The organism is Methylocaldum gracile (genome assembly GCF_053646815.1).
In genome coordinates this window covers 390,176-414,016 of record NZ_CM132196.1, presented here as the reverse complement: position 1 = coordinate 414,016, position 23,841 = coordinate 390,176, and the positions used below count along the sequence as shown (strand labels likewise).

The 23,841-nt window shown below is 60.4% G+C and carries 16 protein-coding genes; 9 read left to right on the top strand and 7 right to left on the bottom strand.

The window, feature by feature from the left end; all coding sequences use genetic code 11:
• Positions 1-45: 45 nt before the first annotated feature.
• Positions 46-789: a CHRD domain-containing protein gene (locus ACWJJK_RS01795; protein ID WP_156880089.1), complete on the top strand. Its 744-nt coding sequence runs from the start codon at positions 46-48 to the stop codon at positions 787-789.
• 79 nt (positions 790-868) lie between these two features.
• Here the strand turns inward: ACWJJK_RS01795 and pgl are convergent, their stop codons facing one another.
• Together pgl and zwf are read right to left on the bottom strand one after the other, a co-directional pair.
• Complete coding sequence (gene pgl, locus ACWJJK_RS01790) at positions 869-1,576, bottom strand: 6-phosphogluconolactonase (RefSeq protein ID WP_086133175.1); 708 nt, start codon at positions 1,574-1,576, stop codon at positions 869-871.
• Between the two features lie 3 nt (positions 1,577-1,579).
• Positions 1,580-3,055, bottom strand: coding sequence for a glucose-6-phosphate dehydrogenase (gene zwf, locus ACWJJK_RS01785; RefSeq protein ID WP_454128599.1), 1,476 nt, complete (start codon positions 3,053-3,055; stop codon positions 1,580-1,582).
• 269 nt (positions 3,056-3,324) lie between these two features.
• Here zwf and edd point away from each other — a divergent pair, with 269 nt between their 5' ends.
• Both edd and ACWJJK_RS01775 read left to right on the top strand, forming a co-directional pair.
• Positions 3,325-5,145, top strand: a complete 1,821-nt coding sequence (gene edd / locus ACWJJK_RS01780) for a phosphogluconate dehydratase (RefSeq protein WP_156880090.1) — start codon at positions 3,325-3,327, stop codon at positions 5,143-5,145.
• Between the two features lie 41 nt (positions 5,146-5,186).
• Complete coding sequence (locus tag ACWJJK_RS01775; protein ID WP_077730269.1) at positions 5,187-5,810, top strand: bifunctional 4-hydroxy-2-oxoglutarate aldolase/2-dehydro-3-deoxy-phosphogluconate aldolase; 624 nt, start codon at positions 5,187-5,189, stop codon at positions 5,808-5,810.
• A gap of 502 nt (positions 5,811-6,312) precedes the next feature.
• On the opposite strand, the gene rpiB is transcribed toward ACWJJK_RS01775, so the two are convergent.
• From rpiB to ACWJJK_RS01755, 4 genes are all read right to left on the bottom strand, one after another.
• Entirely contained in the window at positions 6,313-6,741 is a 429-nt protein-coding gene (rpiB, locus tag ACWJJK_RS01770) for a ribose 5-phosphate isomerase B (protein ID WP_077730268.1), read from the bottom strand.
• Positions 6,742-6,833: 92 nt separating this feature from the next.
• Positions 6,834-7,664, bottom strand: a complete 831-nt coding sequence (locus ACWJJK_RS01765) for an inositol monophosphatase family protein (protein WP_156880091.1) — start codon at positions 7,662-7,664, stop codon at positions 6,834-6,836.
• Positions 7,665-7,764: 100 nt separating this feature from the next.
• Positions 7,765-8,271 (bottom strand): peroxiredoxin, encoded by a 507-nt coding sequence (locus ACWJJK_RS01760; protein WP_077730266.1) that lies wholly within the window; start codon positions 8,269-8,271, stop codon positions 7,765-7,767.
• Between the two features lie 46 nt (positions 8,272-8,317).
• Entirely contained in the window at positions 8,318-9,367 is a 1,050-nt protein-coding gene (locus tag ACWJJK_RS01755; protein ID WP_454128598.1) for a transaldolase family protein, read from the bottom strand.
• Between the two features lie 268 nt (positions 9,368-9,635).
• Here ACWJJK_RS01755 and ACWJJK_RS01750 point away from each other — a divergent pair, with 268 nt between their 5' ends.
• The 3 genes from ACWJJK_RS01750 to ACWJJK_RS01740 all read left to right on the top strand — a co-directional run bounded on the left by ACWJJK_RS01750 (position 9,636) and on the right by ACWJJK_RS01740 (position 12,467).
• The gene (locus ACWJJK_RS01750) at positions 9,636-10,649 is read left to right on the top strand and encodes a Gfo/Idh/MocA family protein (protein ID WP_086133179.1); all 1,014 of its coding nucleotides are present in this window, start codon (positions 9,636-9,638) and stop codon (positions 10,647-10,649) included.
• Positions 10,650-10,803: 154 nt separating this feature from the next.
• Positions 10,804-10,959: a hypothetical protein gene (locus tag ACWJJK_RS01745; protein ID WP_210023716.1), complete on the top strand. Its 156-nt coding sequence runs from the start codon at positions 10,804-10,806 to the stop codon at positions 10,957-10,959.
• A 242-nt stretch (positions 10,960-11,201) separates the two neighbouring features.
• Complete coding sequence (locus ACWJJK_RS01740) at positions 11,202-12,467, top strand: HD-GYP domain-containing protein (protein ID WP_077730263.1); 1,266 nt, start codon at positions 11,202-11,204, stop codon at positions 12,465-12,467.
• Positions 12,468-12,526: 59 nt separating this feature from the next.
• On the opposite strand, the gene ACWJJK_RS01735 is transcribed toward ACWJJK_RS01740, so the two are convergent.
• Positions 12,527-12,697 (bottom strand): HNH endonuclease, encoded by a 171-nt coding sequence (locus ACWJJK_RS01735; RefSeq protein WP_166642660.1) that lies wholly within the window; start codon positions 12,695-12,697, stop codon positions 12,527-12,529.
• Positions 12,698-13,099: 402 nt separating this feature from the next.
• On the opposite strand from ACWJJK_RS01735, the gene ACWJJK_RS01730 reads away from it, so the two are divergent.
• The 3 genes from ACWJJK_RS01730 to ACWJJK_RS01720 all read left to right on the top strand — a co-directional run bounded on the left by ACWJJK_RS01730 (position 13,100) and on the right by ACWJJK_RS01720 (position 23,829).
• Positions 13,100-20,668, top strand: a complete 7,569-nt coding sequence (locus ACWJJK_RS01730) for an SDR family NAD(P)-dependent oxidoreductase (protein WP_454128597.1) — start codon at positions 13,100-13,102, stop codon at positions 20,666-20,668.
• A gap of 66 nt (positions 20,669-20,734) precedes the next feature.
• Positions 20,735-21,955, top strand: coding sequence for a type III polyketide synthase (locus ACWJJK_RS01725; protein ID WP_077730308.1), 1,221 nt, complete (start codon positions 20,735-20,737; stop codon positions 21,953-21,955).
• Between the two features lie 2 nt (positions 21,956-21,957).
• On the top strand, positions 21,958-23,829 hold the full coding sequence (locus tag ACWJJK_RS01720; protein WP_077730260.1) for a polyketide synthase dehydratase domain-containing protein: 1,872 nt from the start codon (positions 21,958-21,960) through the stop codon (positions 23,827-23,829).
• Positions 23,830-23,841: the final 12 nt, after the last annotated feature.

The following is a 23,841-nucleotide window of genomic DNA, read 5'->3' as shown; positions in this document are numbered from 1 at the left end:
TCGCTCGATGTTTCCGGTGGATAGATACGACTAAGGAGATCAGACGTGAACCGCCGCACTGTACCGATACTGCTCTGTTCGATTATTGCCGCGGGCATGGCTCATGGAAGCAACGGAAACACCTTGCCCCTTCGGTTCGACGCTGTTCTCAGCGGTTCCGAGGAAATACCCGCACCAGTGACCACCTCGATGTCGGGCCAAGCGGGTTTCGAATTCAGTCCGGACGAAACCGTGATGTCGTTCGTCTTGGCTCTCACCAATGGGGTAAACGTCACCGGAATCCAGCTGCATTGCGGTCCAGTAGGCGCGCCCGGGCCCGCAATCATTCCGCTTCTGAATGCGATTCAGGGCAGCTGGGACGGCACACTGCAAGTACAATCGACCATAACCGGAGCCAATATCATTCAAGGGGTAGATTGCGTTTCCACGATCGGAAGAAACATAGCCACGCTTCCGGATTTGGCTGCGGCCATGAGAGACGGCAACATCTTCGTGAATGTCAGCTCGGCCGCATTTCCGGAAGGAGAAATCCGGGGGCAGGCACAGGTAAGCTCGGGTGATTTGATCTTATTGTCGCTGACCGGAACGCCCGATTCCGTCGCCCGAGTGCCCTTGCAGATCGGCGGAGAATCCGGCACCGTCGTCAGAATCGTGACCGAATCGCCCGTAACCGTGATCTCGCAGCCGAGCGGTTTCAATCCGCCGCTGAGAGAATTTCCGTCCTCGAGCTTTAATCCGCCCCTCAGAGATATGTCGACCTTTCCGTCCTCGGGCTTGAATCCCCCGTAGAAACGAGCCTTCAATGACCTTCGTGCACGTTAAAAGACGACGCGCCGCACGATCGGCCGATGCGCCGTAGTTTTTTGACTCAGCTTCTTGCAGCGAACACCACCACGGGCGTCTGCGTTTGCGTGAGCACGAAGCTCACGGGGTATTGACGGTTCGGCTCAGCCAGCGCGGCAGTGAACACCTCCGCCTTATTGGCGCCGCCGAACTGTAGATAGACTCGTCGGGCGTGCAAAATCCAAGGCAAGGTCATACTCATGCGTTCGGTTGGCGCGACTGCGCCCACTTGAGCGAGACAGGGCGGCGTATCCGCGACCGAACCTCCCAGAGCCAAACCGGCGTCTAAATTGGGACTGGCTGGGAATAGCGAGGCGGTGTGACCGTCGTCTCCCATGCCGAGAATCAGCGCCGCGAATGGCAGGGGCAGGCTTTCGAAAGTGGCCGCCAAGATCGCCTCGGCGTCTTCGGCGGACGCATTGCCGGTATAGAGCGGCACGAAACGAGCCGCCGCCGCGCGACCTTGCAGCAGATGAGTCTTGACCAGGGCGGCATTGCTGGCCGGATCGGTTTCAGGCACCCATCGCTCGTCCACTAGCGTGACGACCACGCGTGCCCAGTCCAAGTCTTCGTCGCGCAAAGCTTCGAACACGGGCACCGGCGACCGGCCGCCCGATACGGCCAACGCGGCCCGAGGCTCGGTCTGCAACACCGCGCGCAAGTCGGCAGCCACCGCGGCGGCGAGTGCCGGTGCGAGGCTTGCGTTATCGTCAAACCATCGAATGTCTACCATGTCTTAACCCTCGTCATGCCAGCCAAAACCGTCGCGCGACAGCAGCTCGGAAGATGCGGACGGCCCCCAGGTTCCTGCCGCATAAGGTTTCGGACCGCTCGGATCGGCGGCCCACGTGTTCAGAATCGGCTCGACCCAGCGCCAGGCCAGCTCCAGCTCGTCCTGGCGCACGAACAGCGCCTGGTTGCCACGGATGGTATCGAGCAGCAGGCGTTCGTATGCCTCGGCCCGGCGGCCCTTGAATTTTCCCGAGAAGTCGAGATCGAGCGACACCGGCTGAAGCTCCATAGAATCGCCCGGCGCCTTGGCGTTGAGGTACAAACGAATGTATTCGTCCGGCTGCAGGCGGATGACCAGCTTGGACGGCGCACGCGAACCGCTGCTCGGCAGAGGAAAGATATGATGCGGCACATCATGGAAATGGACAACGATTTCAGCCAACCGAGTCGGCAAGCGTTTGCCGGTGAACAGATAAAACGGCACCCCTGCCCAACGCCAATTGGCGATCTCCGCCTTGATCGCCACGAAGGTTTCCGTCTTGCTGTCGGCCGGAATGTTTTCCTCGTCCAAATATCCCTTTACCGGACGGCCGCCCGAAACGCCCGCGCGGTATTGCCCGCGTACGGTCTTGGTCAAAACATCTTCCCGAGTGAACGGCACCAGACACTCGAGCACCTTGAGCTTTTCGTTGCGGATCGCGTCGGAATCGAGACTGGCCGGCGGCTCCATGGCGACAAAACACAACAGTTGCAGCAAATGGTTTTGCACCATGTCACGCAATGCGCCGGTTTTGTCGTAGAACCCTCCGCGACTGCCGATTCCGACGTCTTCGGCAATCGTGATCTGAACATTGCTGATCCACATTCGGCGCCACAGCGGTTCGAACAGGGAATTGCCGAAGCGCAGCGCCATCAGGTTCTGTACCGACTCCTTACCCAGGTAATGATCGATTCGATAGACTTGTTTTTCGTAGAAAAACCGATCCACATCCGAGGTGATCGCATTGCTCGATGCCAGATCGTGCCCCAGCGGCTTCTCCAGCACGACGCGGCTATTCGGACCATTAAGCCCTTGCCGGGTGAGATTGCTGCAAATCGTCGCAAACAGGAACGGTGCGGTGGACAGATAGAATACGGTTACCTCGGCAGGGGACTGCTTCAGCAAGGTTTTTAATGCCACGTATTGCTCCTGCTGGGTGGCATCGAGTTTCAGGTAGGTCAGGCGCGAGAGAAACGTCGCCCACACCGCATCGTCCCAGTCGGCCTTGGGCACGAATTGCCTGACCTTGTCATCCACCATGGCGAGGAAAGCCTCTTGCGTCAGGTCCAGCAGATCGAGACAGAGGATGCGGCCCGACTCCACCAGCCGGCCGGTCTTATGGCACTGGTACATCGCCGGCAACAATTTGCGCGTGACCAGATCACCGGCACCGCCAAAAAAAACCAGGTTGAACGATTGGGGAAATGGGAGCTGACTCACCGCAGAAACCTCTTGTTAAAGATCGTGCCGATTGTGGCTCGGCCGAGCTCATGTTGTATAAAGGCAGATCCGGAAAACCCGGATGAAAAAACCTTGCAATACTACTCGCCGCCCCTCCCACTGTCCAGCCGCCCCCTGGGCCGAACGGCCGCGTTTCTTGACACGCTTTTGCGGCTTGGATTAAATGTGGCGCCTGCGCCCCGTTGCAGGGCATGCTCTTGCCCATCGCCGACGCAACCCGAACAAGACGCCACTTCAGCCGGAAACATATGTCCCTACATTCCACATTGCTCGCCGTCACCGAGCGCATTCGCGCCCGCAGCCAAACCAAGCGTCAGGCCTATCTGGAGCGCATGAAACGCGCGCGTCAGAAAGGCGTCGAGCGCAATCGCATCGCCTGCACCAACGTGGCGCATGCCTATGCCGCGATGCCGACCAATGACAAACTGGTGTTGAAAGCCGCCACAGTCCCGAACATCGGCATCGTGACGGCGTATAACGACATGCTTTCGGCGCATCAACCGTACGAACAATACCCGGCGGTGATTAAAGCCGAGGCGCGGGCAGCGGGGGCGACCGCGCAGGTTGCCGGCGGCGTCCCGGCGATGTGCGACGGCGTGACTCAGGGCCAAAGCGGCATGGAACTCTCCTTGTTCTCGCGCGACGTGATCGCGATGTCTACCGCCGTGGCGCTTGCCCACCGCGTGTTCGATGCCAATCTGTTCCTCGGCGTCTGCGACAAGATCGTTCCGGGCCTTTTGATCGGAGCGCTGCGTTTCGGGCATCTGCCCGCCATTTTCGTGCCCGCCGGCCCAATGGCCTCGGGGGTGTCGAACGCCGAGAAAGCCAAAGTCAGACAGCTGTTCGCCGAAGGCAAGGTCGGCCGAGAAGCCCTGCTCGAATCCGAGATGGCGTCCTATCACAGCGCCGGAACCTGCACGTTCTACGGCACCGCCAACAGCAACCAGATGCTGATGGAAATCATGGGCCTGCAATTGCCCGGGTCGGCCTTCGTGAGCCCGGGCACCGAACTTCGCGAAGCATTGACCCGCGCCGCCACACGGCAAGCAGTACGACTCGCCCAGGACAAATCCTCCCCGAGCCTGTGCGACGTCGTGGACGAACGCGCCGTGGTCAACGGAATCGTCGGCCTGCTGGCGACGGGCGGCTCGACCAACCACACGATTCACCTGATCGCCATCGCGCGAGCCGCCGGGATAGAAATCAACTGGGACGACTTCAACGATCTGTCGGCGGTCGTTCCGCTGCTGGCCCGCGTCTATCCCAACGGCAAAGCGGATGTCAACCATTTCCACGCCGCCGGCGGTATGGGCTTTTTGATTCGCGAACTGCTGGATGCAGGGCTTCTGCATGAAGACGTCCAGACCGTCCTGGGGCTGGGTCTGCGCCGCTGGGCGGAAGAACCCTGGCTCGACAATGGTCAACTGGCCTTTCGCCCCGCCAGCGAGAAGAGCCTCGATACCGCGGTACTGGCACCGGCCGGCGAACCGTTCAGCTCGGACGGCGGATTGCGCCTGGTTACCGGCAATCTCGGCCGCGGGGTGATTAAGGTCTCGGCTGTCGCACCCGAAAACCGGGTGGTGCGCGCCCCCGCCATTGTATTCGACGACCAGGAAGACTTGATTGCCGCCTTCAAACGCGGCGAACTGGAACGGGACTTCATCGCCGTAGTCCGTTTCCAGGGGCCGCGCGCTAACGGCATGCCGGAACTGCATCAGCTCACCCCCTCGCTCGCGGTCCTCCAGGAGCGCGGATTCAAGGTGGCCCTGGTTACGGACGGCCGCATGTCCGGCGCCTCAGGAAAAGTTCCAGCCGCGATTCACATTTCGCCCGAGTGCGTGATGGGCGGCCCGCTCGCCAAGGTGCGCGATGGCGACATGCTGGTGCTCGATGCGGTGGAAGGCCGCCTGGAGGCCGAGGTCCCGGCCGCCGAATGGAACAGCCGCGAGCTCGCCACGGCCGACCTGTCGCGCAACCAGTTCGGCTGCGGACGGGAGCTGTTCACCGGCTTGCGCCAACTGGCCGACACCGCGGAACGCGGCGGGGCCACTTTCCAGTTCGACGACTGACACGGCTCTCCTTTTTTGCAACCGACGAAGAGATTCCTGTTATGAACCTTGACCAGATCATTGCCGCGACCAGTGTCATGCCCGTGATGGTGGTGGACCGCGTGGAAGACGCGGTACCGCTGTCCCGCGCCTTGGTGGAAGGCGGCATTCGCGTATTAGAAATCACCTTGCGTACCGCCGCCGGCCTGGACGCCGTACGGGTGATCAAGCAAGAAATCCCGGACGCGATCGTCGGCGTCGGCACCATCGCCACGCCGGCTCAGCTCGATGCCGCGATTTCCGCCGGTGCGCAATTCGGCGTTTCGCCGGGCACGACGCCCACCCTGCTGAAGGCGATCGTAGACAGCAAGCTGCCGTTTTTCCCGGGCGTTGCCACCATGTCCGAAGTGATGCAAGTCTTGGAAGCCGGCCTCGACGTCATGAAATTTTTCCCGGCCGTGGCTGCGGGCGGCATCAAGATGCTCGACTCGTTCAGAGGTCCGTTTCCGAACGTGCGTTTCTGTCCGACCGGCGGGATCAACGTGCAGAACGCGCCGGATTTCTTCAAGCTTCCCAATGTCGTCGCCGTGGGCGGCTCCTGGCTCACCCCCAAAGACTTGGTCGCCAGCGGCAATTGGGCTGAAATCACGCGCTTGGCTCGCGAAGCCTCGGCACTCAAGCCGTAATTACAAAGGACTGATTGGCCCGTTCGGAAGGGTCGTTTTAGTCGCGACCTTCCAATCGCAGACAGTGGCTTTAGCGGCGTTGTCGGCAAAGGATTGCCGACCTACGAACAGATCATAGGACGTGCTGAACGAAGCGTAGCGTGGCAAGGCCGGTTTGCGCGGCAGCATCGCCCGGACGGTGCCGGACAGGGATGGTCCGGCATGAACCGCATGGTTCGCGATTGATGCTTGTCCTGAGCCTAGTCGAAGGGCGCTTCGTCCCTCAGCACATCCTACGCCCTGAGCTGTCGCAGATGGTAGGGTGGGTTAGGTGCGCCAGCGAGAAACCGGATTTGGCCGCATGGCTAGACACGCACCGTAACCCACCGAATGGGACGGAAAAAAGTCGGAGGTCGGCAATCCTTTGCCAACATCTGAAAAGATGGGCACGGCCTGTTGGCCTTTGCCCATCCTACGGCTCTCGGTTAGCGGCATCTTATCGGGGACATCGCCGCATCCCGAATCACTCATCGATCGCCTTGATCCTCGGCACGTGCCGGCCGCCTTCGAATTCGGTGGACAGGAAGGTTTCGACGATCTTCTTTGCCATTTCGAGACTGATGATCCGCTGGCCCATGGCGATACAGTTGGCATCGTTGTGCAACCGGGTGAGATAGGCGGTTTCCTCGTTGAAGCAATAGCCGCAGCGGCAGCCCTTGACTCGGTTGGCAACGATGGCCTCGCCGTTCCCGCTGCCGCCCAGCACGATGCCACGCTCGACTTCGCCGTTGGCGACAGCCACGGCGCACGGGCGAATCCACGTGGGATAATCGGTTCGTTCGTCGCTGAAACAGCCGTAGTCGACGACCTCATGGCCAAGAGAACTTAGCCAAGTACGCAGTTCTTCCTTGTAGGCGAATCCCGCGTGATCAGAAGCGATGCCGATTTTCATGATGACTCCTTATTGATTTAAGGTAGGCGGACACCCGCGTCCTTCACCGGGACAGCGGGCGAAAAAGTATAACCGCGGGAGAAGCTCCTCCATCAACCGCGATCGTCGGCGGCTTTCAAGACGTCCAGCATCTCGCGATGAATCAGACCGTTGCTGGAAACGATGCGGCCGGTACTCAAGATCTCGTCGCCGCCGTCGAAATCGGTAACGGTACCGCCCGCCTCGCGCACCAGCACGATGCCGGCCGCAATGTCGTGCGGCTTGACCTTCATCTCCCAATGTCCGTCCAACTGTCCCGTGGCCGTATAGCACAGGTTGAGCGCGGCCGAACCAATACGCCGCGTGGCTTGCGCGCTGCGCTGAAAGCCGAGGAAATTCTTCATATTGCTGTCGCTGGTATGGGTATCGTAAGAGAAACCGGTAATCACCAGAGCACGATTCAGCACCAGCGTCGCGGACACGTGAATCGGCCGACCGTTGCGCGTGGCACCCAAACCGAGCGCGGCGGCGAATGTCTCGTCTGTGGCGGGGTTATACACCACGCCGAGCGAAGGCACGCCGTCGATCAGCAAACCCATCGATACGCAGAACATCGGAAAACCGTGCGCGAAGTTCACGGTACCGTCGAGCGGATCGATGTGCCAGAGGTAATTCCGCGCAGGCGGGCGAGATTCCTCGGCGCGATAAGCTCCGCCCTCTTCGCCGACAATTTGGTGAGAAGGGAAAAGCTTGCGCAGTTCGCCGACGATGAACTGTTCGCTGCGGATGTCGTATTCGGTGACCGGGTCGATATCGCTGGTCTTGAACTGCACCGCAGTGCCGCGACGGGTTTCGAATCCCTCTCGAAGAATGGCCCCTGCGCCACGGGCGATCGTGACGGCGGCACCAAGGACGTCGGTAAGCGAAGGATCGGTTGATTGCATTGTTCCGTGCCGTTAAGAAAACAGGCCGGCCATTCTACATCACACGGCGAAAGAGCCGCAGCGTGACGATTTCCGCGGCTCCGGAGACAGTAAGGCGTTCTTATAAGTGGGCGAGCATCGCCTCGGCGCTCGAGACTTCGAATTTGCCAGGCGCCTCGACGGCCAGATGCTTCACGACGCCATCGTCGACGACCATCGCGAAGCGCTGGCAGCGTACACCCATGCCTTTTTCGGTCAAATCGAGTTCGAGTCCGAGTTTCCGGGTGTATTCGGCGCTGCCGTCGGCCATCATGCGCACCTTGCCGCCGGCCTTCTGATCCCGGCCCCATGAAGCCATCACGAAAGCATCGTTGACGGCCATGCACCAGATTTCGTCGACATCCTTGGCTTTCAGCTTGTCGAAGTTCGTGACGTAACCGGGCAGATGTTGCGCGGAGCAGGTCGGCGTATACGCGCCCGGAAGGCCAAAAATCACGATTTTTTTACCCTTGACGAGATCGCCGACATTCAACGGTTGCGGCTTCATCGGACAGCCGATAGCCGGGTCGAACTCGGTAGACTCGTACAGCTTGCCCTCGGGCAGGCGATCTCCAACTTTGATGGTCATGGCTTCTCCTTAGGTGGTTGCAGTTAGAACGGATAGGCGAACTAAATCACGTCGACGCAAGGGCCTCGTGCTTTTCCGCGATGAGTTTCAACAGCGCCTTGTGCGGATCGGCGAACTTTGCCGTCCCTTCATCCATCAGGACCTGCTCCATCTTCGCCACGTCCACCTTGGCGTCGATCTCGTCTAGGACGGCCTGGGTCGGCAGTTGATCGACCTTGCGCGTGTATTGCTTGTTGAGCGCCTCGACGGCGTCGTTGGTCGCGGGCGGATTGGTCTGGATGTCGCTGCCGGCCAAGGCTTCCACGTATTTGTCGGGCGGATCGCCGGGTTTCTTGGTGCCGGTGCTGGCGAAGACGATTTCCTGCTGGAGTGGCAGATTCTTGTCCTTCCAGAAGGACTGATTAAGCTGCCAGAGACGTTTGACGTTAACGATGCCGACCTGTCCCTGGGCGTCGGGACTGAGCTCCGGAATCTGCTTTTCCGTGTATACGTCCACACGCGAGACGAAGATGCTGTACACACTCTTGAAATGAGCGAGGCTCGGGCGCCGCTGCGCACCGCGCCAAACGGCCTCACGGGCGAGCTTGTACTGGCGCTCGGAGAAAATGAGGGTGACGTTGAGATTGATTCCGGCAGCGGCCAATTCCTCCAGCGAATCCAGCCCGGCCGGGGTCGCGGGAACCTTGATCAGGCGGTTGACGTGCCCGCTGCCCCAATGCTTGCCGAGCTCGATGTACTCCTTGACGCGTTTGGCGTGAGGCAGATTCAGCTCGCGGTCTTCGAGGAGCGGATCGAGCTCGAAACTGACGTAACCGTCGTTGCCGCGGGTGTCTTCCCAAACGGGCAAGAACACCTCCTGAGCGTTGCGCACCAGGTAATCGGTCATCTCCCAGGCGATGGCCGAATTGTCCATACCTTCATCGAGCAACGCGCGCATATGATCGTCGAAGCGGCCCGTGTTGAGGATGTCGGCGATGATGATGGGATTGGAGGTCGCGCCGGTGGCCCCGAGAGCGCGGTCTCTTTCGACCAGTTCGGGATCGATGGAATCGAGCCAGAGTTTGGTGCCGGTGGAAATCAAAGATCTTAGTGACATGATGAGCTCCTTGCGGGGTGTTAAAACCCAATACATTGCTCTTTTGACTTGTCGGCCAAGACAAAAGCGCAACGTTAGTAAAGAAATTCAAAGCACTCCCCATGTGCTCTCCATTCAGCAACCATGCGCTCGCGCTGAACCGGTGTCAAGTGCGAGAGTCGGGCGGACGGGGCGGATCGGTCGATGCTGTCAAAGCCCTTGCGGTGGAGACGATCACCGATTCCTGCGACACTATGATGTGCACGTTAATTCGCAAAAAGGATGAATCATGACTGACCGAAAACTCCGTTGGGGCATACTTGGTGCCGCGCGCGTTAACGAACGCCTGATGCCCGCCATCGTCGATGCCTCGAATGCCGAACTGGTCGCCATTGCCAGCCGCCGTCCCGGAGCGGCCGCCGAGACACTGGCGAAATACGCGCCACAACAACAGGGAGTCCGGACTTATGACAAGCTCGACGCGCTGCTCGACGATGCCCAAGTGGAAGCCGTTTACCTGCCTCTCGCCAACCACGAACACGCCGAATGGGCGTTGCGCGCCATACAGCACGGCAAACACGTACTGTGCGAGAAACCGATGGCGCTGACCGTCGCCGATATCGAAGCAATCGAAGCCGCGGCACGCCAGCACAAGGTGACCGTGATGGAAGGCTTCATGTACCGCTTCCACCCGCAGCATGCGCGCGTGCGGGAGCTAATCCGCTCCGGCCTCGTCGGCGACATACGCTCCGTCCGCGCCACCTACTCGTTCATGATGCGGCCGGCACGCTTGTATCGCCTCGCGGAAAGTGTCGAGCGCGGCGGCGGCGCCATGTGGGACATCGGTTGCTATGCGATCCATTCGGCCCGCATGTTTTTCGGCGAGCCGCCCCTCGCCGTCACCGCCATCGCGAAATACGTCGAGAGCGGCGCGGATATCACGACCAGCGGCATCATCGATTTCGGAGACGGCAAACATGCCCATTTCGATTTCAGCTTCGAACGGGCGCGGCGCTCGGAATACGAAATCATAGGCACCAAGGGCGGCTTGAAATGCCATACCGTCTGGCAGCTTCCGGGCGATATCCCGGTGCTTTCGTGGTGGACCGAAGACGGGCGGCAGTGTGAAGAACGTCTGCCCGCGGCCAACCATTTCACACTGGAAATCGAGCATTTCAGCGAATGCGCGCTGACCGGAAAAGCGCCCCAGCTTTCGCTGGACGACGCAAAGGACAATTGCCGGATCATCGTCGCCGCTTTGGAGTCCGCGGCTAACGGGCGAACGGTAAAACTGAGCCCATAGCGCCGAAAAAGCCCGGCGCGCTACACCAAGTCCTATATGCCGCAATTCTGTCGGGCCATGTTCGGAAAGCTCTTCAGGCCCTTCGACGAACCGTAAGCTCTGATTCCATTCGTGATGGACCTGTCGAAGATTCTCCTCGGTCCGGACGAGGAGAATGAACGACATCAAAGTTGTTCAGCGTTTCGTTGATCTGGTTTTGTCGGAAAAACAAAAAGGGCTTTGGACGCCTAGCCCAAGGCCCTTTTTGTTGAATAACCGCAAGCCCGGCCAAACAAATTCAAAATCATTCGCAATACTCCAAAACAAGTAGCGACATCGGCACCAACCGGCTTAAGCACGATTCTCAAAAATCACACCAACTATACTTGTTATTAACCCGGCCTATAAATATAGGCCGGGTTAATCCGGGGCAGGGATGCCCCGGCGCGGCGACAAACCGCGTGAGCCCAGGCCGGGCGTGTACCGGCCTGGGCGGCGGCCCGAAATACCAGGAGGGTATTTACGGGCCTGATTAATAATCGTGCCTTTCGGATTGTTTTTGGAATGCCTCCTATGGACAAGTCTTTTGATTCTCACGGAATAACCACCCTGGGTAAGGTCAAGGTGCCCGTCGGCGATCTGAAGATCGGGATGTATGTATGCGAACTCGATCGTCCTTGGCTGGATTCACCGTTTCTGTTTCAAGGATTCATGCTCGCGACACAAGCGGACATCGAAGCCGTTCGGAAGGTCTGCGATTACGTCTACATCGATTCCTACCAAACAAAATATCCGGAAACGGAGCACACGCAGCAGCCCGCCAAATCCTCGTCCATATCGTGGACCGCCGCCCCGCCCGAAAAGCACCTATCCGTCGAACAAGAGATCGACAACGCCGAAAACACGCATAAGCAGACAAGCAAGCTGGTCAAGACATTCATGGACGAAATCCGCTTCGGTCGCGGCCTCGATATTCAGCTTGCAAAAGAGGCCGTTTCCGAATGCGTGGACAGCGTCTACAAGAATCCCGACGCCATGCTGCTGTTGACCCAGCTCAAGAATCGGGACGAGTACACGTCCCAACACTCCATGAACGTCTGTATCTTCTCGATCGTGCTCGGCCGCCACTTGGGCATGTCCGTCGACGAGCTACGGAATCTCGGTTTGTCCGGGCTCATGCACGACATGGGCAAGATGAGAGTCCCCCTGGAGGTCCTCAACAAACCGGGGCGGCTCTCCGATGAAGAAATGACTCTGGTAAAGGCGCATACCGTGCACGGCCGAGAAATACTCATGTCCTCCCACGGCATCTATCCCGGTGCCATCGAGGTCGCTTACCAGCATCACGAAAACCTCGACGGAACCGGTTATCCCACCGGCCTCACCGATGCCGAAATCCCCTCTTTTACCCGGATCGTCGCCGTTGCCGATACCTACGACGCCGTCACCAGCGATCGCGTGTATCAATCGGGGCGTACTCACATGGAGGCGATCGCGATTCTCTACAAAGAGAGCGGAAAGCATCTTGATGCCGAACTAGCATCGAAATTCATCGAATGCCTAGGCATCTACCCGGCCGGAAGCCTCGTCGAAATGAGCAACGAGGAAGTAGCCCTCGTTATCGAAGTCAACCCTCGGCAAAAACTCAAACCGAAAGTCATCATGCTGCTCGATTCGGAAAAAAATCCGCAGCCCCATCGCATCGTCGATCTGGCGAAAATCGACCTGGATCCCTGTGGGCAACCCTATCGAGTCAAGACGATGCTGAAAAACGGAAGCTACAACGTAGATATCAAGCAGCATTACGAACGGGGGCTCATTCAAAAAGCCGCCAGGTAGAATTAAGCCAAGCCGCCGCTGATCCGGGCGGTGCCCGGGTCGGTGATGGCTCGAATGGATTAAGCTGTCTCGCCGGATACCCCTTCCGTGGCCTTGAGACACAGGTGACTAGGGTTGACACAACATTGAACGTTGCATTTGTGGCAAACGCACTGTCCAGTCGGGATGTGTCCGAAATGGACTTCCCAGAAGTACTCGTCCGGATGCACGTTTTCCCACTCTGCGTTCATGCGCCTACTGTCCTCCTGCATTGACCCAATCCATATCCAGCACCCGGACTCGGTCACAGGAACGACATATTCCATGAGTTTCTCAATCGAGATTCGATTGTCCATAATCGCGCTCCGTTTCTAGCGGAGTCCACAATCACAAATTTAAGGCGCACTTGTCAACGGCAAAATGTACTTTTGCTTTTTTGAGAATTTGGGTATGATCAGCTCGCAATGACTGGATTGAGAAACAATTGGGCTTTTAGCCCCTTGTTTTTACATAAATTCACGCAACTGATTTAGCTCGCTTCTTCTAAGTTATCTTTGCGTGCAATGCCTGGGGTTCAGGAAAATCCTGCTCGCCTAAGCTTCAGGATCTGAATTCCAGCTAGGGAAAGTATCCATCACATAGGAGGTGAACGGATGGAAACGCTTATTGCTATCACGCCGGCACACTGTCTTGATCCGCAGATTGCCATCGCGGCCGTAAGAGCCCACGGAATCGGGATCTTGGATCTAGGCTACCGGGAGATGCCAGATGCATTGTCGTCGGCGCTTGACAGCCTGGCGTCCGCCGCCAGCCAATCGGCGCAGTGGGGGGTCCGCTGGGACGTACTCGGATTGGCAGCCCGAGACCTCAACCGACTTTCCGAACTCCTACCATACCAAGTTCCCATCCTTGTCCTCGCCGGTTCGACACCGGCCGAACTGACTGCTCTGCGGAAGCGAGTCAAATCCATCGCCCGCCGAGTTTTCGTCGAAGTCCATGATTTCCCGTCGGCCCAGGCCGCCATCGCCGCCGGCTGCGACGGACTGATCGTCAAAGGCCATGAAGCGGGCGGATCGGTTAGTCGCCACTCGACTTTCATTCTGCTGCAGGAGCTCAAGGGACGGCTGAACATTCCCTACTGGATTCAAGGCGGAATCGGGCTGCGCAGCGCTGCAGCGGCGGCGCTCGCCGGCGCGAACGGCGTCGTATTGTGCGAACAACTGTGGCTGACCGACGAAAGCCCGCTCGCTCATTCAAATCTGCGCGGCATGTGGAGCCAGTTGGACGGCAGCGAAACGATTCTGCTCGCACCGGAAGAAGCCCCGTTTCGGCTGTTCGCACGCTCCGGCCGCGATAAGCTCCAGGAACTGGAGCAACGGGTGGTTCGCGGTGAACCCTGGCGGGACCTGCTGGTACAGCGCCTCGGAGAAACCGAAGACGCGTTGCTGCCTCTCGGGCAGGATATCGCGTTCGCAGCTCCTTTGGCCAAGCGCTACGGCACCGTAGGCCGCATCCTCACCGCTGTGAAAGAAAGCATGGATTCGCTGATCGAGCAAGCGCGCTCGCACCAGGCCTTGTCCGCCGACTCGCCTCTGGCGCGCAAACACGGCACCCGGTTTCCTATCGTTCAGGGTCCGATGACGCGGGTCAGCGATACCGCCCAGTTCGCGAAGGCGGTGGCGGACGCCGGAGGGCTTCCGTTTCTCGCCCTGTCCGTCATGCGCAAACCGCAAATCCAAACATTGTTGAGCAGCACCCGTAAACTCATGGGCGATCTCCCCTGGGGTGTGGGGCTGCTCGGCTTCATGCCGCTGGAACTGCGTCAGGAACAGCTCGATGTCATCCGCGAAATCAAGCCCCCCTTCGCCATCGTCGCCGGCGGAAGGCCGAGTCAGGCGCGCGAACTGGAAGCGCTCTCGATAATGACCTATCTGCACGTACCTTCGCCGGGGCTGCTTAACAGCTTCATCAAGGAAGGCGCCCGCAAATTTATTTTCGAGGGCAGCGAATGCGGCGGACACACCGGTCCGCGCACCAGCTTCATCCTCTGGGAATCGGCCATCGAAGTCCTGACTGCGGCAGAGCTGGAGGATCCCGAGTCGGTTCAGGTGCTGTTCGCCGGCGGAATCCACGACGAGCTTTCGGCTGCGATGCTTTCGGTCCTGGCGGCGCCGCTCGTCGCCCGCGGCATGAGTATCGGGGTCGTCATGGGCACGGCATACCTCTTCACCGAAGAAATCGTCCACACCGGCGCGATCGTGAACGAGTTTCAGGCCCAGGCGATCGCCTGCCGAGAAACCGCCTTGCTCCAATCCGGCGTCGGAATCTATACCCGTTGCGCCAAGACGGAATTCTGCGACGAGTTCAACCGGACGCGGCGCGAACTGCAAATGGCTTTGGAATCCGAAGAGCGCACGCTGAAGGTGCTCGAACTGCTCAACATCGGCCGACTGCGCATCGCATCCAAGGGTATCGCTCATAAGAGCCAGTCCGCGGCAACAGCCCCGGACGACCGGTATGTCAAGGTAAATGTCCAGACGCAACGGCGCGAGGGCATGTACATGCTGGGCGAAGTCGCGCGGCTGAGGAACAATACCCTTACGATCGCCGAGCTTCACACTGCGGTCGCCACGGGCAGCCAGGAACTGCTTGCCGGCGCAGCGCACGAGCCCGAGGCGAAACGCTGGACGCGGCGACAGAACCGGGATGATATCGCCATCATCGGTATGGCCTGCCTGCTGCCCAAGGCGGGCGACGTGCGCCAGTACTGGCAGAACATCCTCCGGCGGGTGGACACCATCCGGGAGGTCAGCGACGACCGCTGGCGTCCGGCCGATTTCTTCGACCCCAAGCGCGGAACGCCGGACAAGAGCTACTCGAAATGGGGCGGTTTCCTCGACGACGTCCAATTCGACCCCACGGTGTTCGGTATTCCCCCGGCCGCTCTGCGCTCCATCGAACCGATGCAGCTCCTGGCTCTGTACGTGGCGAAGCGCGCCCTGGAAGACGCCGGGCTCGACCGCCGCCCGTTCCCCAAGGAGCGGACCTCGGCCATATTCGCTTCCGGGGGAATGAACGACCTCGGCACGATTTATATCTTCCGCACCTTGCTGGCCCATTATCTGCCCAAGGTTCCGGGGCTGCCCGAGGCGACCCGGAAGCACATCATGCAAACTCTTTACGAGCGCGAGCTTCCCAACTGGACCGAGGATTCGTTCCCCGGCTTCCTCGGCAATGTAGTGGCCGGCCGGGTAGCTAACCGCTTGGATCTCGGAGGAACCAACTTCGCGGTCGACGCCGCCTGCGCCTCGTCGCTCGCAGCGCTGGACGTGGCAATCAAGCAATTGCGAAATGGCGACGCCGACGTGGCCCTGGTGGGTTCCATCGACGGCACCAATAATGCCGTGGCTTTCATGGCGTTCGCCCAAACTCATGCCCTTTCGCCCCGCGGGCGATGCCGGCCGTTCGACGACAGTGCGGACGGCATCGCTATCGGCGAGGGCGTCGCGGCACTGGTGCTCAAGCGCCTGAGCGACGCCGAACGGGACGGCGATCGAATCTACTCCGTCATCAAGGGGATCGGCGCTTCCAGCGATGGACGCAATCGCAGCCTTACCGCGCCTCATCCGCAAGGCCAGGTGCGTGCATTGTGCCGCGCCTACGAGGACGCCGGGGTGAATCCGTCGACGGTCGGTTTGATCGAGGCTCATGGCACGGGTACCGCCGTAGGCGACAAGTCGGAGATCGAATCCATCAACACTGCCTTCGGCGAATGCAATCCGGCGCCCCAGTCCTGCGCCATCGGCTCGGTGAAATCGATGATTGGCCACACCAAGGTCAGCGCCGGTCTTGCCGGGCTGATCAAGGCGTCCTTGGCGCTGAAACATCGCGTTCTGCCACCGACTTTGGGTGTCGAAACGCCCAATTCGCGCGTGGATTTCACAAACAGTCCCTTTTATATCAATACCGAAACCCGGCCTTGGTTCGCTCACCCTGACGGACATCCGCGACGCTGTGGCGTAAGCGCCTTCGGTTTCGGAGGTACCAACTTCCATGCAGTACTGGAAGAATACGGCGGCGACTACCGGGACACCGATGCAATCGATCTGAATCCCCGTGACGCCGAACCCTTCATTTTTTTTGGACCGAATCGTTCTCACATCGTTCACGCGGTGGAACGCCTGCAGCAGGGACTCGAATATACCGAACATCTCGATCTCGCCCAATTGGCGTATTCGCTGCAATCGGAACAAGTCAAAACGGGAACCGGCGCGGGCGTCCGCGCCTGCCGGCTGGCCATGGTCGCCACGTCGGTTGCGGATCTCAGGCAAAAGCTCGATTTAGCTCTTCGCGAGTTGCGCGATAATGACAAAGCGGAGATCAGGCATCCTCAAGGCATTTATTATCGGGAGTCCGATGCCGCAGGTGGCTTATGCTTTGTCTTCCCGGGCCAGGGATCGCAGAAGATCAACATGCTGCGCGATCTGGTCGCGACCCAGCCCGAACTGCACGGCTTCTTCGAGCGGGCGGATACTCTCCTCGCCGAGCGCCTGCCTCAGCCGCTGTCCCGATTCATTTATCCGCTGCCGGCGTTCAGCGACGAGGAACGGGAACGGCAACAAAGTGCATTGAATGCAACGCAGATCGCGCAACCCGCGCTTGGCGCGGTCGAGCTGGCGGCGTTCGAACTGCTCAAGAACTATGGCGTCCATCCCGATTTCACGGCTGGCCACAGCTACGGGGAATACGTCGCCTTGTGCGCCGCCGGCGCTCTCGATCGCGACGACCTGATCCGGCTCTCGGAAGTTCGCGGACGCATCGCCGCCGACGCGGGACAAAGTTCCCGAGGGGCAATGGCCGCCGTGGACGCGGATGGCGCTCGGCTCGAAAAGCTGATCGCCGAGCACGGACTTGCCGTCTGCATTGCCAATTTGAACGCTCCGGACCAGACCATCATCGCCGGCCCGGCTGAAGCCATCGACGAGGCGGCGGCGGTATTGGCCAAGAACTCTCTACGCGTAACCAAACTGGCGGTCAGAGGCGCGTTCCATTGCGCCGCCATGGCCGATGCCAGCGCCGTACTCGCCGCCGAATTGGCCAAGATCGACTTCCGCTCTCCCGAGTTCCCGATCTTCAGCAATACCACGGCCGACCGCTATCCGGACGAGCCTGCCGAAATCCGGGCACTGCTAGCCCGCCATCTGGCCGAGCCGGTGCGCTTCGTGGAGGAGGTGAACCGTCTCTACGACGCGGGAGCCCGGATTTTTCTGGAGATCGGTCCCGGTCTGGTGCTGAGCGGACTCGTCGACCGCATCCTGGCCGATCGGCCGCACACCGCTCTGGGTCTCGACGCTCCGGGGCGCCCCGGCTGGCTCCAGCTCTCCCACCTTCTGACTCAACTGTTCGCGCTGGGCGTTCCGGTACGCTTCGAAACCTGGTTCAGACACCGCGGGCTGACGGACCGTCCGCTGCCGGAGCTGTTCGCCCAGGCTCGGGCGAAAGCCAATCCGGGACCGCTGATTTGGCGGGTCAACGGCGGCCGGGCGGTACCCTGGCACGACTCGGCGGACACATCCAGGAATGTCGTGCCGTTGCCGACAGGATTGAAATCCCCGGCGGCTTCCACCGATATGGCGCCAACTCAGGCCGCGGGCGCGCGCCCGTCCTTGGCCGTGGTGCAAGATCTTCCAACCAACACAAGGAGGTATTCCGTGATGAACCATGAAGCATCCAACTCCGCGAAGCCGGCTTTGGGGCCGCCAGCAGAGGGAATCCCGGCGGGATCAGATCCGAGATTCTCGTTGATCCAGAACTGCGTCGCCCAGCTCATCGATCTGCAGCGCGAGCAACAAAGAACCTTGTGCTCCTTCCTGGATTTTCTGCACGCCAACCTGGCGGGCGCATCGTTGTCGGCGCAGCAGTGGACGGTCGCATCGCCCGAAATCTCCTCGATGGCACAAGCGCAACCGGTCGCGACAGCGGCCGCGTCCGGCGGAGCGGTTCTGAACGGCGTGCCGCCGGCACCCGTTTTGCCGCTTCAGCTTCGTACCGCGGGTCCCGCCGAAGCGGCAGGGGAACGGCCGTTGTCCGTCATTCCGACGCCCGCCGTCCGTAGCGGCGGACCGGTCTCCGCCAAACCCACCGGCGGTGGCGACACCGCGCCGCTTGTGGCGGTGAAGGCGCCGGCAGCCGGCGGCACCGGGCTCGCGCCCACCGAGCAGTTCAAGGCCGATCTGCTCCGCTCGGTATCGGAGCGCACCGGTTATCCGGAAGACATGCTCGATCTCAATGCCCACATGGAAGCCGATCTCGGCATCGACTCCATCAAACGGATCGAAGTTTTCAGTGCCCTGAAAGACCACCATAACCTGCTGGAAGGACGTGACGAGGAAACGGTGCTCGAAGAGCTGTCGGGTCTCAAGACCTTGAACGAGATCATCGCCTGGTACGACCGGCTGCGGGAACCGAAACCAGCGCAGGGAGGCGCCGATTCGCCAAAAAAATTGCAGACTCCACCATCGATCTCGCCGGTTGAGATGGTGGAGTCTACCGCTGGTGCCAAACAACCGGACTGCGTGGCCTGTTACGTCGTGAAGCCCGCTCCCGCTCCGCTCGAAGGGGGAACGGTCATCAATCCGGGCACGCCATCCATGATGCTGTTGCTGGGGCATGCCTCCGAGCTCAGCGAGGCGCTTCGTAACGCGCTGAACAGCATCGGCTATGTCACGCGGCAGCTTGTCCCGGGTCGCGAAACCCGCGCCCTGGACGGTGATCGCTTGGAAGTCGATTTGTCCTCGCCCAAAGGCTTGGACGGCTTGCGCGATTTCCTTAAAGCCGGCGGGAAACCGCTGGGCGGGCTGATCAATCTATTGAGCGCGGAGACGCCAGAAGGCAGCGAGGACTATCGGCCCTCGGAGGCGCGGGCACTGTTCCTGACCTTGAAAGCTCTGGAACAGGACTTCAAGGAGAACGTTCGGGCCGGGGGCGGCTGGCTGATCAATCTGACCGCATTGGACGGACAATTCGGCCTGAAACGGTCTCGGCTGTTCGAGGCAGAGCGAGCGGGCACCCTCGGGGTTGCCAAGTGCGCCGCCCTCGAATGGCCGCATTTAAAGGTAAAGTGCATCGATCTTGATCCGAGCCTGGGGACCAGCCAGTCGATCGAACGGGTCTTGATGGAGTTGCGCCCGGACGATCAAACCTTGGAAATAGGCCACACCAGGGAGGGACGCTGGCGGCTCGATCTGCAACAGCGCCCGGACCATGGCACCATCAGGCCGGAACTGGAGCTGGACTCCGGCGCCGTGGTTCTGGTCACGGGCGGAGCGTATGGCATCACCGCCGATATCGCCAAAGGCTTGACGCGAAATCGGCGCCTGCGGCTGGTGCTGGTGGGACGGAGTCCGATGCCCGAGCCTGAATCGGCATCCACCCGAAATATCGCCGATCCGGATGCCTTGCGGCAATTTCTGATCGGAGAGATGAGGCGCGAGAGCGGTAAGGTCAAACCGGCCGAGGTCGAGGCCGCACTCAGACGAGTTCTCAAGGAACGACAGATCCGCGCCAACCTGGCCGCCCTCAAGGAATCCGGTTCAGAAGTCGATTACCATGCTTTGGACGTGCGCGATAGCGCTGCTTTCGGACAATTGATCGACGACATCTATGCGCGCTGGGGACGAATCGACGGCGTGCTCCACGGCGCAGGCGTCATCGACGATAAGCTGATCCGCGCCAAGACGCCGGAATCCTTCGACGCGGTTTATGACACCAAGGTCATTCCGGCGCTGACCATGGCCCGGAAGCTGGACCCGTCAAAGCTGAAGTTCCTGGTGCTCTTTTCCTCGGTGGCCGGCCGGTTCGGCAACGTGGGCCAATGCGACTACAGCGCGGCCAACGAGGTATTGAACAAGCTGGCCGACCGACTGACAGTGGAGTGGCCGAACGTCCACACCGTCTCGATCAATTGGGGTCCTTGGGACTCCGGCATGGTGAACGACGAACTGCGCAAGCTCTATGCTTCCCGGAACATCCGCCCGATCCCGGTAGAAACCGGGGTTCGGCATTGCCTGGAAGTATTGGAACGCCGCGACCGGCAGGAGCCTGAACTCGTGATCGCAGCGAGCATCGAGGCGATCGCCGCCGGACTCGGACGCTCCTCGGCGCGCGATGAAACCACGCGGCGCGCGGTCGATTCGACCGTTTTGACACCGGCGGTGGCGTGATGCCTCGCGACCGCTCGACCAAATCCCCTAAGTGAACCCGACAAGGAGTAAACGGAGCATATGGATATGGCAAATCTACACAGTGCGGTACTGGCGGACTTCACCCCGGTGAGGGTATCGAAACCCGTCCCGCAGCGCATCACTCTCGAACTGGCGGCCTTCGGTTTCGCCAAGGCTTATTGCCTGAACAATGACATCTGCGACAAGGAAGGCTTCCGCCGGGTTCACAGGGAAGTGAAAGAGAAGCTGGACAAGTACGCGCTCTCGCCTTCCCATATCAAGCGCCGGCAATTGGTGTTCTTTCCCCGCCTCACCGATATCCGCTTCTCGGACGGCGAGTTCACGTTGGCGGAGCCCGAGTATGAGTACTTGCAGTTGTTCAAGGACAAGAACGATCCGAAGGGCGTGGACCTCAAAGCCCGGCACGAGAGCTACGGCAAGGTGGTCGACGGATGTCTGAACCAGATGTACGACGACGGGGCCAAAGCGCCGGACGACGTCATTCACGTGACCTGCTCCGGTTACCTGGCGCCGAGCCCCGTCGAGCGCATGGTCGCACGGAAGGAATGGTTCGACACCACGGTCACACACAGCTATCACATGGGCTGCTACGGCGCCTTCCCCGCCATCAAGATGGCGCACGGTTTTCTGTCGTCCTCGCAATGCTTGGTGACTCCGCCCAAGGAGCGGGTGGACATCATCCACACCGAACTGCTGTCGATCCACAACAACATCGAGGACTTCCGTGCCGAGAACATCATCACCATGACCTTGTTCGCGGACGGATTCATCCGCTACTCGATGTATCCGGAACCGGTGGCGCGTGAGAGAAAAATTCCCGGCCTCAAGGTCCTGGCGTTCAACGAACATCTCCTGCCCGATTCCGCCGAGGACATGACCTGGGTGCCGGGGTCTCATCAATTCCACATGACCCTGTCGGTCATGGTGCCCGTGGTCCTCAAGAAGCACATCCGGTCTTTCGTCCAGTCGTTATTGCGGCGGGTAGAGATCGATTTCGACGCGCAAAAGGATGAGCTGACCTTTGCCATTCATCCGGGCGGGCCGAAGATCGTGGAACACATTCAGGACGAACTGGGTCTGCGGGAAGATCAGGTGGAGGTCAGCAAGGAGGTGTTCCGCGAGAACGGCAACATGTCTTCGGCGACCGTGCCTCATATCCTGAAAACGATCCTGGACGACAAGTCGATTCCCCGCGGGAGACGCGTCGTCTGCCTGGGTTTTGGACCGGGACTCACGATTACGGGTCTCGTTTTGGAAAAGGTCTGATCATGAAGGAACTATCGAGCCGCGCAACGGAAAGCGATCTTCCGCCCTTGATCGGGCGGGTATACGAGGTGGAGTCACTGAGGGAGCTCGAAACTCCAGAACCTTCCCCAGCCGAATCGACGGCGACAACCGACGAGCCGAGGGATGCGTTCGACCCGGCATCGGCGGCACAGGACTGGACCAGGCAAAATGCGGAACGCGGCGACGAGCCCGTTTTGCCTTTCATCGGGCGCATTCTCGATCATGTGCCCGGCCGGTCGATCACCGTGGAGCGCGAGTTGACCCTGGACGAGGATCTGCATCTCGCGGATCACGCCTTCGTCCATGCGCCCGGGGTGAAACCGCTATTCGCCTGTCTGCCGGTAGTTCCCATGACCCTAAGCCTGGAGATCCTGGCGGAAACGGCTGCCTGCCTCGCACCCGGCTACGGGCTGATCGGCTTCGAGGACGTGAAGGCCACGCGCTGGATCGAACTGGCCGACACCGACCGCCTGTGTCTCCGGATTTCGGCCCGTTTCGAGCAATGGGATGCCGAACGGAACACTTGCCATATCGCCGCCGCCATCCATATCGAAGACCAAGCGACTCCGGCGATCCAGGCTCGCGTCCTGTTCGCGCCCTACTATCGTCTCGATCTCGAGCTCAGCTTCACGGAGTTCGCCAATGCCCGTCTCTATCCCAAAAGCGCCGAGGAAATTTACCGGGGCCGCCACTTATTCCACGGACCCGTGTATCAATGCCTGGTCGGGGAGATCGTGCTGGGCGATCGGGGCGCCGCCGGCGAGTTGGTGGTCAAAGCGCCCGAGATCATGTTCCGATCCATACGCAAGCCCCAGTTTCTGACCGAGCCGGCGTTGCTCGATGCGGTCGGACAATTGATCGGAATCTGGGCCATGGAAAAAGAGCGCTACGTCTTTCCCGTCGGCATCGGCAAGCTCGAGCTATACCGGCCTACCCCGACGCCGGGAACACGATGCCCGGTGCGAATCGAAATCACCCGCGACGAAGGCAAGCTCCTTTCCGCCGACATCGAGATTCAGGACGGCGCGGGCGCCGTTTGGATGCGGATCAGGGACTGGACGGACTGGAAGTTCCGCTGGGAGAAGCGGCTACTTAATTTTCGCCGCCTGCCGACCCGCTATTTGCTGAGCCATGCGCTCGACCTGCCGGCACTCCCGCCTTCCGCCAGCTGCCGCATGATCTCAGGCGAAGACATCGCCGGCTTCGACAGTACGCTCCTCGCTCGCTTCTGCCTTCATCTGGACGAGATGGAGACGTTTTCCGACATGCGCTCGCATGCTCCGGGCCTGCAGCATTGGCTGCTGGGGCGCATCGCAGCCAAGGATGCCGTGCGCGACTGGCTGGCGCGGCAAGCCGGGACGGAAGAAATGCTGCACCCGGCCGCCCTGATCATTCGCAACAACGACCAGGGCCAGCCCGAGGTGGCGCCGGTCCCCGAGGCGAACCGGTTGCCGCAGCTCAGCATCAGCCATAGCGAACATCGCGCTATCGCCATCGCCCATGCGGGACCCGTGGGCGTGGATATCGAACCGATCCGCCCGCGCCAGCCGAGCTTCGTGGAGACCATGGCCGGCGAATCGGAACGCTCGCTTCTCCGTGACACGAGCGGCGACCCCGACGAATGGGCCACCCGCCTGTGGTGCGCCAAGGAGGTCGCCGCCAAGTTGCTGGGTCTCGGCATGAACGGCTCGCCGAAAGCCTACGAGGCGCAGGCCATAGGCGAGGACGGTCTGATCCACATCGTCCATCGAGACAGCGGCCGAACGATTATGGTACGGACGGTACGCCTGGAAGAGTTCGTCATTGCCTATGCCGGCGCCGCGACTGCGGAGACGGAAGCGGGGCAAGCCTAAACGCCATCAACA

Excerpts from the sequence above, each read along its gene's own strand:
- pgl (WP_086133175.1), bottom strand. The coding sequence starts at position 1,576 with ATGGTAGACATTCGATGGTTTGACGATAACGCAAGCCTCGCACCGGCA.
- edd (WP_156880090.1), top strand. The coding sequence starts at position 3,325 with ATGTCCCTACATTCCACATTGCTCGCCGTCACCGAGCGCATTCGCGCC.
- ACWJJK_RS01775 (WP_077730269.1), top strand. The coding sequence starts at position 5,187 with ATGAACCTTGACCAGATCATTGCCGCGACCAGTGTCATGCCCGTGATG.
- rpiB (WP_077730268.1), bottom strand. The coding sequence starts at position 6,741 with ATGAAAATCGGCATCGCTTCTGATCACGCGGGATTCGCCTACAAGGAA.
- ACWJJK_RS01765 (WP_156880091.1), bottom strand. The coding sequence starts at position 7,664 with ATGCAATCAACCGATCCTTCGCTTACCGACGTCCTTGGTGCCGCCGTC.
- ACWJJK_RS01760 (WP_077730266.1), bottom strand. The coding sequence starts at position 8,271 with ATGACCATCAAAGTTGGAGATCGCCTGCCCGAGGGCAAGCTGTACGAG.
- ACWJJK_RS01755 (WP_454128598.1), bottom strand. The coding sequence starts at position 9,367 with ATGTCACTAAGATCTTTGATTTCCACCGGCACCAAACTCTGGCTCGAT.
- ACWJJK_RS01750 (WP_086133179.1), top strand. The coding sequence starts at position 9,636 with ATGACTGACCGAAAACTCCGTTGGGGCATACTTGGTGCCGCGCGCGTT.
- ACWJJK_RS01745 (WP_210023716.1), top strand. The coding sequence starts at position 10,804 with ATGAACGACATCAAAGTTGTTCAGCGTTTCGTTGATCTGGTTTTGTCG.
- ACWJJK_RS01740 (WP_077730263.1), top strand. The coding sequence starts at position 11,202 with ATGGACAAGTCTTTTGATTCTCACGGAATAACCACCCTGGGTAAGGTC.
- ACWJJK_RS01735 (WP_166642660.1), bottom strand. The coding sequence starts at position 12,697 with ATGAACGCAGAGTGGGAAAACGTGCATCCGGACGAGTACTTCTGGGAA.
- ACWJJK_RS01730 (WP_454128597.1), top strand. The coding sequence starts at position 13,100 with ATGGAAACGCTTATTGCTATCACGCCGGCACACTGTCTTGATCCGCAG.
- ACWJJK_RS01725 (WP_077730308.1), top strand. The coding sequence starts at position 20,735 with ATGGCAAATCTACACAGTGCGGTACTGGCGGACTTCACCCCGGTGAGG.
- ACWJJK_RS01720 (WP_077730260.1), top strand. The coding sequence starts at position 21,958 with ATGAAGGAACTATCGAGCCGCGCAACGGAAAGCGATCTTCCGCCCTTG.